The sequence below is a fragment of the Rhizobium sp. CB3060 genome (assembly GCF_025200735.1).
Taxonomy (GTDB): Bacteria; Pseudomonadota; Alphaproteobacteria; order Rhizobiales; family Rhizobiaceae; genus Rhizobium.
In genome coordinates, this window is record NZ_CP104158.1 from 3,388,877 (window position 1) to 3,401,740 (window position 12,864).

At 60.9% G+C, this 12,864-nt stretch carries 11 protein-coding genes; 6 read left to right on the forward strand and 5 right to left on the reverse strand.

Annotated elements, in window-relative coordinates; translation table 11 throughout:
* Window positions 1–61: 61 nt before the first annotated feature.
* From N2601_RS16390 to N2601_RS16415, 6 genes are all read left to right on the forward strand, one after another.
* Window positions 62–1,345 carry an ABC transporter substrate-binding protein gene (locus N2601_RS16390; protein ID WP_104824787.1) on the forward strand — a complete coding sequence of 428 codons (1,284 nt, stop codon included), beginning with the start codon at window positions 62–64 and terminating at the stop codon, window positions 1,343–1,345.
* A 61-nt stretch (window positions 1,346–1,406) separates the two neighbouring features.
* Window positions 1,407–2,318: a carbohydrate ABC transporter permease gene (locus tag N2601_RS16395; RefSeq protein ID WP_245463998.1), complete on the forward strand. Its 912-nt coding sequence runs from the start codon at window positions 1,407–1,409 to the stop codon at window positions 2,316–2,318.
* On the forward strand, window positions 2,311–3,195 hold the full coding sequence (locus N2601_RS16400; protein ID WP_104824789.1) for a carbohydrate ABC transporter permease: 885 nt from the start codon (window positions 2,311–2,313) through the stop codon (window positions 3,193–3,195). Before N2601_RS16395 ends, N2601_RS16400 begins: the two co-directional genes overlap by 8 nt.
* 70 nt (window positions 3,196–3,265) lie before the next feature.
* A complete protein-coding gene (locus N2601_RS16405; protein ID WP_104824790.1) occupies window positions 3,266–4,291 on the forward strand; it encodes a Gfo/Idh/MocA family protein in 1,026 nt (341 codons plus the stop codon).
* A gap of 7 nt (window positions 4,292–4,298) precedes the next feature.
* Window positions 4,299–5,369, forward strand: a complete 1,071-nt coding sequence (locus N2601_RS16410) for a Gfo/Idh/MocA family protein (protein ID WP_104824791.1) — start codon at window positions 4,299–4,301, stop codon at window positions 5,367–5,369.
* Window positions 5,370–5,413: 44 nt separating this feature from the next.
* Window positions 5,414–6,493 (forward strand): ABC transporter ATP-binding protein, encoded by a 1,080-nt coding sequence (locus N2601_RS16415; RefSeq protein WP_104825267.1) that lies wholly within the window; start codon window positions 5,414–5,416, stop codon window positions 6,491–6,493.
* A gap of 308 nt (window positions 6,494–6,801) precedes the next feature.
* Here the strand turns inward: N2601_RS16415 and N2601_RS16420 are convergent, their stop codons facing one another.
* The 5 genes from N2601_RS16420 to N2601_RS16440 form a co-directional block, all read right to left on the reverse strand.
* Window positions 6,802–9,273, reverse strand: coding sequence for a glycoside hydrolase family 2 protein (locus N2601_RS16420; RefSeq protein WP_104824792.1), 2,472 nt, complete (start codon window positions 9,271–9,273; stop codon window positions 6,802–6,804).
* Window positions 9,274–9,339: 66 nt separating this feature from the next.
* Entirely contained in the window at window positions 9,340–10,299 is a 960-nt protein-coding gene (locus tag N2601_RS16425; RefSeq protein WP_199773589.1) for a DUF1839 family protein, read from the reverse strand.
* A gap of 8 nt (window positions 10,300–10,307) precedes the next feature.
* On the reverse strand, window positions 10,308–11,216 hold the full coding sequence (locus tag N2601_RS16430) for an amino acid--[acyl-carrier-protein] ligase (protein ID WP_104824794.1): 909 nt from the start codon (window positions 11,214–11,216) through the stop codon (window positions 10,308–10,310).
* Window positions 11,217–11,221: 5 nt separating this feature from the next.
* A complete protein-coding gene (locus tag N2601_RS16435) occupies window positions 11,222–12,415 on the reverse strand; it encodes an acyl-CoA dehydrogenase family protein (protein ID WP_104824795.1) in 1,194 nt (397 codons plus the stop codon).
* On the reverse strand, window positions 12,415–12,666 hold the full coding sequence (locus N2601_RS16440; RefSeq protein WP_104824796.1) for an acyl carrier protein: 252 nt from the start codon (window positions 12,664–12,666) through the stop codon (window positions 12,415–12,417). The genes N2601_RS16435 and N2601_RS16440 overlap by 1 nt, the downstream gene beginning before the upstream one ends.
* Window positions 12,667–12,864: the final 198 nt, after the last annotated feature.

Sequence of the window (12,864 nt, forward strand, 5' to 3'; positions counted from 1 at the left end):
AAATAGTTATATCATGCAAAAGCAGTTCGTAAATCACCGGTTAACTGGGGAGGAGACCAGGATGACTTTGACGATCGATCGCCGGCAGTTGCTTGCCGGCATGGCAGCGACGCTAGCTTTCAGCGGTATCGGACTTAACCGCGCCAATGCGGCAACCTCCATGCGCCTTCTTTGGTGGGGATCGAAGGAGCGAAGCGATCGCACATTTGCGGCAGTGAAGGCCTATCAGGCCAAGAACCCGGACGTCACGATCGCCGGCGAATCCTTCGGCTGGGACAGCTACTGGACGCGTCTTGCCACGCAGACCGGCGGCGGCAATGCGCCCGACCTCATTCAGATGGATTATCGCTACATCTTTGAATATGCCCGCCGCGGCGCGTTGCTCGACATGACGCCCTATCTCGGCAAGAGCCTGGCGATCGAGGATTTCGGGGCTCCCAATATCAATTCCGGCAAGGTCGATGGCAAGATTTACGGCGTCAATCTCGGGGTCAATTCCTCCATGGTCGTCGTCAATGTGGCAGCCTGGCAGGAAGCCGGCGTCGAGCCGCCGCATGACGGCATGACCTGGGAGCAGCTCGGCGAGGCCTGCGCCAAGGTCACCGCCGCCAAGAAACGCCGCGGCTTCTACGGCACCGCAGATCAGAGCGGCGGAGAGCCCGACTTCGAATGCTGGCTGCGCCAGCGCGGCAAGGCGCTCTATACGAGCGACGGCAAGCTCGGCTTCGAGGCCAAGGATGCCGCCGAATGGTTTTCCTTCTGGGACCATCTGCGCGAAATCGGCGCCTGCGTGCCGGCCGACGTGCAGGCGCTCTACAAGCAGACCCTCGAGACTGACATGCTGGTGACCAAGAAGGCGGCCGTCAGCTACGCCTTTTCCAACCAGTTCGTCGCCATTCAGGGCCTCGTCAAGGAAAAGATCGACCTGATCGCCTATCCCAGCGACCCCGGCAGCAAGCCCGGCCAGTATCTGAAACCCTCGATGCTGATGTCGGTTTCGGCAACCTCCGCAAACAAGGACGCCGCCGTCGCCTTCGTCAATTATCTCGTGGAAGATCCAGAAGGCGCAAAGATACTCGGCGTAGAGCGCGGCGTTCCCGCCTCCCCGAAGATCCGCGATCTGCTGACGCCGGATCTCGATGCGACAAGCAAACAGGTTGTCGACTACATCGGCCGATTGACGCCGAAGGTCGGAGCACTCCCGCCGTCTCCGCCGAACGGTGCCGGTGAAAATGCATTCCTGCTGAAGAAAATCGCCGAGGAAGTGGCTTTCGGCAAAACCAGCGCGCAGGACGCTGGAGCGAAGTTCACCGAACAGGCGGCGGCAAACATTACGCGAGGCTGATACCGTGGGTACAAACAGCAAGAGCGTTGCCGGCGGCTTGGCCGTCGGCGAGCGCGCGCCGTTGCGCGTCGAAACTTATCAGAAGGCGCCGAGTGCATTTGCGCGCAACGCGCCGGGCTATTTGTTTCTCCTGCCCTGGTTCATCGGCTTCTTCGGCCTGACGCTTGGACCGGCGATCGTGTCGCTCTACCTGTCCTTCACCGACTATAACCTGCTGCAGGCGCCGCATTTGGTTGGGCTGGACAATTATGCGCGCATCGCCACCGGTGACGACAAGTTCATCTCGTCGATGAAGGTGACGCTGTTCTATGTCGTCTGCTCGGTTCCGCTGAAGCTTGCCTTCGCGCTGATGGTGGCGCTGTTGCTCAACCGCGGCATTCGTGGCCTGCCGATCTATCGCGCCATCTTCTATCTGCCGTCGCTGCTCGGCTCCAGCGTCGCCATCGCCGTGCTCTGGCGGCAGATTTTCGATGGCGACGGCGTCGTCAATACCCTGCTCTGGTATGTGCTCGGCATCAACGGACCAAGCTGGATCTCCAACCCCAACTATTCCCTCTACACCCTCATCATCCTGGCCATCTGGCAGTTCGGCTCGCCGATGATCATCTTCCTTGCCGGCCTCCGGCAGATCCCGACCGATCTCTATGAGGCGGCCAGCCTCGACGGCGCTTCGAAGGCACGAATCTTCTTCAAGATCACCCTGCCGCTCTTGACGCCGGTCATCTTCTTCAACGCGGTCGTGCAGACCATCGACGCCTTCAAGGCCTTCACGCCGGCCTATGTCATCTCGTCCGGCACCGGCGGGCCGATCGACTCGACGCTGTTCTACACGCTCTACCTCTACCAGGAAGCCTTCGGCTATTTCCGCATGGGATATGCCGCAGCCCTCGCCTGGGTCCTGGTGATCATCATCGCGGTCTTCACCGCCTTCTCCTTCCTCTCCGCTCGTTATTGGGTTCACTACGATGACTGACGCGAAGCTCACCCATTTTCCCGACAATCTGAACCCGCCGCGCGAGCGTCCCTGGTTCCTGTCCGTTCTCATCCATGTCGCGCTGGTCGGCGCATCGATCGTGATGCTCTATCCGCTGCTGTGGATGCTGTCCGGTTCGGTCAAGGATCAGAACGAAATCTTTGGCTCGGCCTCGCTAATCCCGTCGCAGTTCGACTTCAGCGCCTATGCCCGCGGCTGGTTCGGCGGGCAGGTGAATTTCGGCTCGTTCGTGTGGAATTCCGTCGTCATCGCCGTCCTTTCCGTCATCGGCAATGTCGTCTCCTGCTCCCTAGCGGCCTATGCCTTCGCGCGGCTGAATTTCTGGGGCAAAAATTTCTGGTTCGCACTGATGCTCGGCACGCTGATGCTGCCCTATCATGTGACGCTGATCCCGCAATATATCCTGTTCCTGAAGCTCGGCTGGGTGAAAACCATGCTGCCGCTGGTCGTGCCGAAATTCCTTGCGGTCGACGCCTTCTTCATCTTCCTGATGGTGCAGTTCTTCCGCGGCATCCCCCGTGAACTCGACGAAGCGGCGATGATGGATGGGTGCAGCCCGTGGCGCATCTATTGGCGCATCATGATGCCGCTGTCGCTGCCGGTTCTCGCCACCGCCGCCATCTTCTCCTTCATTTGGACCTGGGACGATTTCTTCGGTCCGCTGATCTATCTCTCCGACATCAACACCTACACGGTGCAGCTCGGCCTGCGCTCCTTCGTGGATTCGACCGGAAGCTCCGACTGGAGCAGCCTGTTTGCCATGTCGAGCATCTCGCTGATCCCCGTCTTCCTGATCTTCCTGTTCTTCCAGAGGCTGCTGATCGACGGCATCGCCACGGCCGGCCTCAAACGCTGACGCAAAAGCACGATCCCTGACGATGTCCGGGGATCATGCTGCAAAGAATATACTTGAAAGGAAATGTCGTATGAGCGCCCTGCGCTTTGCTGCCATCGGTCTCAACCACGATCACATCTACGGCCAAGTCAACGTCATGCTGCGGGCCGGTGCGGAACTGGTCGCTTTCCACGCCGTTGAGGACGAGCTTGCGGCCGCATTCTCCGGGCGCTTCCCGCAGGCAAAACGCGTTGCCGACAGACGAGAAATCCTGGAGGACAACTCCATCGCACTGATCGTCAGCGCAGCGATCTCCAGCGAACGCTCGGGCGTCGCGATCGATGCCATGCGGCATGGTAAGGATGTGATGCTCGACAAGCCCGGCATGGTAACGCTGGATCAGCTCGCCGAAGTGCGCAGGGTACAGGCCGAAACCAAGCGCATCGTCTCCATCCTCTATTCCGAACATTTCGAAACCGCCTCGACCGTAAAGGCCGGAGAGTTGGTCAAGGCCGGCGCCATCGGCAAGGTGATCCACACGACCGGCCTCGGGCCGCACCGGCTGCGCAAGCCGACCCGGCCAGATTGGTTCTTCGACCGCGCGCGCTATGGCGGCATCATCACCGACATTGCTTCGCATCAATGCGAGCAATTCCTGTTCTTCGCCGGTTCGCTCGAAGCCGAGGTTCTGTCGGCGACGGTCTCGAACCGCGCCAATCCCGAGACACCCAGCCTGCAGGATTATGGCGATTTCCATGTGCGTACGCCAGACGTCACCGGCTATGTCCGCGTCGACTGGTTCACGCCCGACGGCCTTTCCACCTGGGGCGACGGCCGCCTCTTCATCGTCGGCACGGAAGGCACCATCGAGCTGCGCAAATACATCGACGTCGCCGGCCGCCCCGGCACCGATCACCTGTTCCTGACCGACCGCAAGGGCATACAGCATATCGATTGCAGCGGTGTCGAGCTGCCTTATGGCCGGCAACTGGCTAGCGATATCAGGGACCGCACCGAAACCGCGATGGGACAGGACCATTGCTTCAAGGCCATGGAGCTGGCGCTGAAGGCGCAGGCTCTGGCCGAAGCGACATCGCTCAACAGCGTACAAAGGTAATTTGCACATGTCCGACGTAAAGAAAGTTGCGGTCATCGGTCTCGGTATCGGCCACTCCCATATTGTCGAGGGCTATCTGCCGCATCCAGACCGCTTCGAAGTCGCCGTGCTCTGTGATCTCAACGAAGAGCGCCTGAACGCCACCGGCGACGAATTCGGCATTACGAGGCGCATCAAGGATTTCGTCGAGGTCCTGAACATGCCGGACATCGATATTATCGACATCTGCACGCCGCCGGGCTCGCATTTCGAAATGATCCTGCAGGCGCTTGCCGCCGGCAAGCATGTGGTCTGCGAAAAGCCGCTGGTCGGCTCCCTCGCCGACGTGGACGCAATCATCGCGGCGGAAAAGACGGCAAAGGGCAAGCTGATGCCGATCTTCCAATATCGCTATGGCGACGGTATCCAGAAAGCCAAGCGCATCATCGAGGCCGGCATCGCTGGCAGGCCCTATGTCGCCACCTCTGAAACCCATTGGGTCCGCACGGCGGAATATTACGCCGTTCCCTGGCGCGGCAAATGGGCAACGGAACTCGGCGGCGTGCTGATGACGCATTCGATCCATCTGCACGACATGCTGACCTATCTGATGGGGCCGATCGCCGGCCTTTTCGGCCGCGTCGCCACCCGCGTCAACGATATCGAGGTGGAAGATTGCGCCAGCGCCAGCCTGCTGATGGAGAACGGCGCGCTAGCGACGATCAGCGCGACGCTTGGCTCGCAAGAACAGATCAGCCGCCTGCGCCTCGCTTTCGAAAACGTCCTGATCGAAAGCAACCACGAGCCCTACAGTCCCGGCCAGGACCCTTGGAAAATCGTGCCGGCCAATGACGAGGTCGCTGCAAAGATCGATGCGTTGCTTGCCGATTGGACACCGGTGCCGGTCCGCTTCAACACGCAGATGAAGCTCTTCCATGAGGCGCTGGTTTCCGGCGAACCGCTGCCTGTGACCACGGTCGACGCCCGCCAGGCGCTGGAGCTTGTCACCGCATTCTACGAATCGTCGGAAACGCGCGCCGAAGTCCGCTTTCCAGTCGGCCCGGAAAGCACGAAATATAAGAGCTGGAGGCCGGCATGACGACGGCCCTGCGAGCCATCAGGACGAACAAGGAGGAAGCGCCCATGGCGACAAGCGTCTCGCTGCAGAAGGTCATCAAGCGTTATGGCGAGCTTCAGGTCGTCCACGGCATCGACCTGGAAATCGAGCCCGGTGAATTCGCGGTTTTCGTCGGCCCTTCCGGCTGCGGCAAGTCCACGCTGCTGCGCATGATTGCCGGCCTGGAGCCGATTTCCGGCGGTGCGCTCTACCTCGATGGCAGCCGCATGAACGATGTCCCAGCCTCCAAGCGCGGGATCGCCATGGTGTTCCAATCCTATGCGCTTTATCCGCACATGTCGGTCTACGAGAACCTCGCCTTCGGCCTGGAAACGGCGGGCATGAAGAAGCAGGAGATCCAGCCGCGTGTCGAAAAGGCCGCAGAAATCCTGCAGATCAAGCAGCTCCTGCAGCGCAAGCCGAAGCAGCTCTCCGGCGGCCAGCGCCAGCGCGTCGCCATCGGCCGCGCCATCGTGCGCGAACCGAAGATCTTCCTGTTCGACGAACCGCTCTCCAATCTCGATGCCGAGCTGCGCGTGCAGATGCGCGTCGAGATCGCCCGCCTGCACCAACGGCTCGGCAACACCATGATCTACGTCACCCACGACCAGACGGAAGCCATGACCATGGCCGACAAGATCGTCGTGCTGAATGGCGGCAACATCGAACAGGTCGGCGCCCCGCTCGATCTCTACAACAAGCCGCGGAACAGGTTCGTCGCCGGCTTCATCGGCTCGCCGAAGATGAACTTCCTGGAGGCCAAGATCGTCGCCTCCGACGACGGCTCCGCCGTCATCGACCTTAACGGCCAGACGGTACGCCTGCCGCGGCGGCTGGGCGGCCTCCAGCCCGGACAGCCGGTCACTCTCGGCGCACGCCCGGAGCACCTGAACGTCGGCGATCGCGGCCTGGCGCTCGGCAACGCCCGCGTCGATCTCGTCGAGCACCTCGGCGGCCAGACGATCCTCTACGTCACACTGCAGGGCGGTCAGGCATTGACGGTTGCGCTGGAAGATCAGCAGGCCATCCGCGCGGGCGAAACGGTCAGCATCCATATCGATCCCGAACGTTGTCATCTGTTCGGGCCGGATGGCGTGACGCTGTGACCGGAGCCGCAACACGCGCGGGATTATCTCGCTCCTGGCGGGCGAGAAAGTAAAAACTTAGGATTAGGCGAGGGTTCATCCCTCGTCTAATTCTTAGTTTTTACAAGAGCGGGGGTAGGTATGGACGCAATCAGCCTCCGGCATATCAGCGCAAGAAGCGGCCCCCTCTCTTGCAATTTCAATGGCTTAGAAATTGTGCAAGGTTTTTGAACATGCTGAGTCTCCTGTGCCACAATTCCTAAGCCAGTGAAATTTGCTTTCTCGCCCACTAGGGGCGAGATAGGTTTCCGTATTTGCCACCAGCTTAATCAGACCTCCACGATCCGCCGGCTGCCAATTGCACGGATCTGGCCAGACGGGATGACATCGGCTGGAACACCGTCTCGTCGATGAAGCCTCAACCGCCGGGTCGCCCCCGGCGACAGGTGGAACCAATCGTGCTCCGCCCGATAGGCTTCGAAATCGATCTGCACCGATTGTACCAACCGGTCGCTGCGCAGATCGAGGAACCAATGACCGTCCTGCTGCGTGATGGAGGCCGTGATTTCAGCCGCATGGAAGGCTTTCGTCCTGCCCAGCGGGAAATAGAAGGCTTCTGCGATCAGCGCCCCGGTCTCGCGCGCCGTAAGACGCGCCACCGTGACGTCATGCGACGGCGGGCCGAAGCGGAAGGCATAGGTCGTGTCGAAGAAGGCGCCGAAAAGATCAGTGCAGGCTATCTTTTGCTTGCCGCGAGCCTCGATGGATAATTCCCGCTTGCCGCTGACCACGGTCTGCCGGCCGTCCCGCAGGCAGACCACATCGAGATCGAGGTCAAGGGCGACATCGCCCTCGTTGATGACATGCACATCGAGGCCATTCGTGCCTTCATCGGTGAGCAATACCTGTACCGGCCGGAAGGCGCGGCGGAGCGCATACCATATGGGCTTCGGCTCGCCGGTGGAATCGATCACGCCCCAGCCTGGACCGGGCAGCAGATCCTGCAGGGTCCAGACGAGCGCGCCGTTGCAGCCGGAGCCTTGCCGGCGCCATTCGGCATAGGTCTCTTCCGCGACTTCGCCTGTAACGGCCCGCGACAGATCGAGATAGAGATCCGGATCCTCCCGCCGCAGCCGGTCCGGCTCGAAGCCGTAAAGTTCGCGCAAATAATGGTCGCGCACATCCTCGAAATCCCAGGAAGCACCACGATCGCGCGGCACGCGCTCTTTCCATAGCGGGCTATGGACCGCCGGAACCGGCAGATGCCGTGCCAAAGTCCGGGCCTGCGGCACATGCGCGAAAGCCAGGCTTTCCGCAGCAAAGCGAACATCGGCACGGCGCGCATCGCCAAGCGGCCGCATATAGGCTCCGACGCCGTAATAATGCGTCACGCCCGCATTCGGCGAAAACGGCATAGCGCCGCCCGCAGGAGAATTGACGACATAGGGAACGTCGGGCCGGATGGCCTTGACGACGGCCGGAATGATCTCCTCCACGATCGGGCTTGCCCAAAACCGCTCCGGCAATCCCAGCATCGCCGCCTGCTGATACATCTCGCTCCCACCGCAAAGCACGGCGAGCGAGGGTGACAGGCGCGTGCCGGAAAGAAGCTGCGCCGCCTCCGCTTCGACATGGGCGTTGAATGCCTTGTCGTTCTTCGGATAGTCGAAATTGGCGAACATGAAATCCTGCCAAACCAGCAGGCCGAGTTCGTCGCAGAGGCGGAAAAACTCCGGGGTCTCATAGGCCATGGTGCCGCCAATGCGGACCATGTTCATCCCCGCCTCCGCCGCCAGTCGCAGCCAGGGCTCATAGTCCTCGCGGCCGCCAGGCAGACGGGCAATATCCGCAGTCGTCCAGACGGCGCCGCGGCAGAAGATACGCTCGCCATTGACGACAAGTGCAAAATCCTTACCGTCCGCACCGCGATCGACCGCGAGCCGGCGGAAGCCGGTGCGCCCGAGCGGATATTCAACGCCATCGATGATCAGCGCGACGTCATGAAGACAGGGCGTGCCGTGGGTGTGCGGCCACCATGGCGTCACGCCCGGGATTTTCAGGAATGCGGTGCAGTGGCCGCTATTGTCTTGCACGAATGCCTGTTCGGCGTCGCCACAACGAAGTACAATCTCGCCGACCGGTCCTTCGATGACGAGCGAGGCATAAAGCCGGCCCTCGCCGTACTCCAGCAGGTCCGGACGCAGGGAGAGATCGCGAATGACGGGGCTATGCGGACGCAAAAGCGAAATCGGCCGCCAGGGACCGACCGCGTGAGTTTCCGGGCACCAGCCGGGCATATGGCCGAGCAGCGTCGTGCGCACTAGGCGCAGCCCCTGCGGGGTGATCATCTGCGGTCGCCAGCGGGCTCTGGGGCCAGGTTCGGCAAGCCGCGGCTCCAGCGCGCGGAAGCAGAGCGCCAGCTCATCGCCGCCCAGCAGATGGACGGCGAGTTCATGCGCCTCGAACATGCTTTCGGAGACGAGAATTTTTCTGCCGTTGAGAAAGACTTCGCAAAGCGTTGCCAACCCATCGAGCCGCAGAACCGCATTGCCAGGGTCGGCGTCGACCAATCGGCAAAAATACCAGGCGTCCTTGTCGTTCAGCGGGTGGGGATGCTCGCGATTGAAAAGCCCGGCCTTTTCCAGCGCCCCGGCCACGGTGCCCGGCACCGATGCCGGGATGAAACCGGCCGAAAGCGGCACATCCGAAGGCGAGGCGCAGGCGCCCGCATCCGTCAGAACCAGATTCCATCCTTCGCTCAGCAGCATCTCGCCGCCAAAGCTTGCCAAACGCCCGTGCATTGGATCTCCCGGCTCAAGACATGATCCCAAAAGTGCAAAGCAACTTTTGGATAGGATCATGTGTAACTAAAGCTTTTGTTCAAGCAGCCCCATCATGGAATCCCACGCATCCGCGGCCGGATCAAGGGCCGTCCGCAGCGGCTCGAATTTCTTGCGGGTTATGGCGCGGGCAAGCTGGAACTGCACCGATTTCGCCACTTCCGAAATTCGCCGCGCCTCGCCGGCAGCCGCTGAAAATTCTCCCGACAGCCAGTCGAGATGGCTGCCCGCCAGCTCGAAATTGGCGCCGAGCTGGCGCAGCGTATTGAAGGCATATTTATGGAAAAAGCCGAAGGGCCGCTCGGCCACCGCTTCCACCTGCGCCGGGAAAAGTGCCGCGAAGGCACGGATGGGATTGTCCATGGGACGGCGACGGAAATGGAAGGCCAGAAGTTGCCGGGACGTCTGCCGGACGGCAGCCTCGCCCGGCCCGTTCTCGGGAAACTTCGCGAATTCCGTATAGGGCAGGAAGGGCAGGTCCTCGTCACCCAGATGCAGTTGGAACAGCCCGTCGAAATCCTCGCCCGACAGCCGGAAGAAACCGCCATTATGGAAATAGTCGAGCTCGCGGCCCGCCATATCCAGCCTGTTGATGGCGACGGTTGTCTTGCCGTGCTCGCGGCGGTAACCGACACCCTGGGTGTCCGGCATATAGAAGGAGTCCATCTCCACGAGGCAGAGCCGGCCACGGCCGATCTGCTCGGCGACATGGTGCTGGACCTTGTCGTAGATTGCCAGTTCGGTGCAGCGGATGCCGTAGAGCGCTTCCAGATCTTCGAGCGGCACCTTGAAGAAGGTGAACTGATCCCCCTCGAAATCTTGGCGCACCGTGAAGCCAAGCATGGCTTCCGGCGGCAGCTTCAGGCTCGAAAGCACCTCGATCCAGAGATCGATATAGCAATTGGTTTCCGGCCACATGCGCTCGCTGTCGTGCAGCGCATGTGGCTTATAGGCGGCGGGATCCAGTCCCTGAAAGACGGCAGCCATGGAAGCGATCAGCCCCACAGCGCCTTGCGCACGCTTTCGGGCCATTCCTTGGTATCGAGACCATGGGTGTGGAACAGCGCTAGCGCAATGCGCTCCAGACCGAAGCCGACACAGGCCGTATGGGCGACACTGCCGTCGGCAAAGTTCAGGCCCCATTTCGCGCCGAAAGCGTCCTGGTGATAATTGAAGCTCATGCAGGCGGTCGGTTTGGCGACGGAGGTGATCGGGATCAGCAGCTCGAATTTCAAGTTCTGATCGCGTTGATTGTTGGCGAGCATCTTGCCGGCGCGGCCGAAGAACGGGTCGTTGGCGACGTCGATGGTTACCTCAAGGCCGACAGCCTTCATCATCTCGACGCCGCGATCCATCCAGCTCTGGCGGAAATCAGTCACATGCTTTTCGCTGCCCATGCAGACATATTCGCGCATGCGGAACAGTTGCTGGCGAGCCGGATCCTTGGAGGGCTCATGACGGAAGCAATAGGACTGCAGGTCGAAGAGTGCGCCGTCGTCGGACAATGCGCCGCGCTTGGCAACCGTCGGATAGAGCGGATAGCAGGCGGCCGGCGTCAGCACGATATCGGTCGCCTGCTGGTCCTTCGTCCAGTCGTCGCCGACTTCCATGCACTTCAGCAGGCTCATATGGTCGAGTTCGTTGCCGCAGAAGCTGTGCACGGTGCCGGCAAGCTGCGGGAAGCTCTTCATGTAACCACTCTTTTCGAAGAAGGCGCGGTTCATGCCGGGCGGAAACCGGATGGCTTCAGCACCATCGGCGCCGCCGAACTTGTCGATCAGCCGTTCGAAAGCGGAAATGACGTCTTCGAACTGGCCACTGCGGCCATAAAGGCCATCAATGCCGGTGTCGATCAGAAGGCCGGATTCAAAAAGGCGGTCGAGAAACGAGGTCTGCATATCCATGACGGTTACCCTAACAGGCTAGTATCTTGCTTATGGACGAGCAGCATGGTCGACGTATTGCCGAGAATGCGGTCGTTCGAGATCATCAGTTGAGCGGAATGGGCGTCGCGCAGATGGCGGCCGAGGCTGTAGGGCGTGCCGTTCTTGTAGCCCATGATGCCGCAGATCAGCATGGCGTGGTTGATGATCGGCAGGATCATTTCCGACGACGCGATCTTTACGTTGTTCATGGCGACGGCAAAGGCCATCGAGGAGAGCCGGTCGGCATCGGCCTTGGCCTCTTCATAGACTTTCAGACCGGCCACGACATTCGATTTCACCATCTGCAGCAGGCTGGAGACCTCCGCCAGCCGCAACGCGCCGGGCGGCTGCGTGCCGGGCGACTTGCGGGCCGCAGCGCGCACGAAAGCCTGGGCGCGGGCCACCGCATCGGCCGCGATACCGTACCAAACGCCGCTCCAGAGCAGATGCGAGCTTGCCAGCATCGATTGCGCGGCAATTTCGGCAAGCGGTTTCGGCAGGATCTGCATGGCCGGCGCCTCGCCTTTGAAGAGGAAGCCGTCGGAGCAGGTGCCGCGCATGCCGAGCGTGTTCCACTCGACGGTGCGCTCCAGCGTGTATTGATCCCTGAGGAAAACCGTCAGTACCTGGTCGGAAGAGGCCGCCTCGGCATGGCTGCGCGAGGTAATCAGGATCGCATCGGCATGGGCGCCGTAGGAGATGACGGTTGCGTCTTTCTCCAGGAAGCAGCGGTCGCCTTCGACCTTGATGGCGCAGATGCTGTTGCGGAGATTGCCGCCGATGCCGCCTTCCGTCGTCGCCGATGCCAGCAGAAGCTGCTCCTTGGCAATACGGCGCATGAAATCGCAGTGCCAGTCGCTGCCGGCACCGTGCTCGACCAAGCTCGACAGCTTGATCTGATGCATGGCGAAAACCATGGCGCTGGCCGCACAGGCTTGACCAAGGATGGAGCAGAGCTCGGCTATTTCGGTGGTCGAAGCACCCTCGCCGCCAAGATCGGTGGGGATCTGGATCGACAGCAGCCTTTCGGCGCGCATCGCATCCACGGCCTCGCGCGGGAATCGACCTTCGGCGTCGACTGCATCAGCATATTTGCCGGCAATTGCCGCAACGCGCGCGGCGCGCACCGCCGTCGTATCTCCGGCTCCGGCTTCGACCAAAGCGACCGCCACGTTCATCAGGCAACCTTTCGGCTATCCAGGATCATGGCGACCGTCTTTTCGATGGCGACGATGCTGGCAAAGGATTTGCGGTTCAGCAGGTTGTCGGGAAACTCGATGTCGAAAGCTTCTTCGATGCCAAGCATGAGCTGCACCGACGCAAAGGAAGACAGCCCGGCCGCGTAGAGATCGGCATCGTCGGCAATCTGATCCATCGTAACGGGGAGCGCACCAAACTTGGCCAGCAAATCGCGAATCGTCTCATTCATCTGTAGTCCCTCCAGGCAATCGCAAACACGACGGCAGCAACGCCGTCTTATCCTGAGCCGAGAAGTAACAGGTAAAATAGAACATTCCGCTAAGCGACGTGGTAAATATAACCACGCTATACTTAGCAAGAAAATCTTATATTTTAGCTTTATCTAAAAGAAATTTACGGTATTTAAGCCATGTAAGCTGTCGTTTGC

Bases quoted from the DNA above. Each gene is read 5' to 3' on its own strand.
- N2601_RS16390 (WP_104824787.1), top strand. From the start codon at position 62: ATGACTTTGACGATCGATCGCCGGCAGTTGCTTGCCGGCATGGCAGCG.
- N2601_RS16400 (WP_104824789.1), top strand. From the start codon at position 2,311: ATGACTGACGCGAAGCTCACCCATTTTCCCGACAATCTGAACCCGCCG.
- N2601_RS16405 (WP_104824790.1), top strand. From the start codon at position 3,266: ATGAGCGCCCTGCGCTTTGCTGCCATCGGTCTCAACCACGATCACATC.
- N2601_RS16410 (WP_104824791.1), top strand. From the start codon at position 4,299: ATGTCCGACGTAAAGAAAGTTGCGGTCATCGGTCTCGGTATCGGCCAC.
- N2601_RS16415 (WP_104825267.1), top strand. From the start codon at position 5,414: ATGGCGACAAGCGTCTCGCTGCAGAAGGTCATCAAGCGTTATGGCGAG.
- N2601_RS16420 (WP_104824792.1), bottom strand. From the start codon at position 9,273: ATGCACGGGCGTTTGGCAAGCTTTGGCGGCGAGATGCTGCTGAGCGAA.
- N2601_RS16425 (WP_199773589.1), bottom strand. From the start codon at position 10,299: ATGGCTGCCGTCTTTCAGGGACTGGATCCCGCCGCCTATAAGCCACAT.
- N2601_RS16430 (WP_104824794.1), bottom strand. From the start codon at position 11,216: ATGGATATGCAGACCTCGTTTCTCGACCGCCTTTTTGAATCCGGCCTT.
- N2601_RS16435 (WP_104824795.1), bottom strand. From the start codon at position 12,415: ATGAACGTGGCGGTCGCTTTGGTCGAAGCCGGAGCCGGAGATACGACG.
- N2601_RS16440 (WP_104824796.1), bottom strand. From the start codon at position 12,666: ATGAATGAGACGATTCGCGATTTGCTGGCCAAGTTTGGTGCGCTCCCC.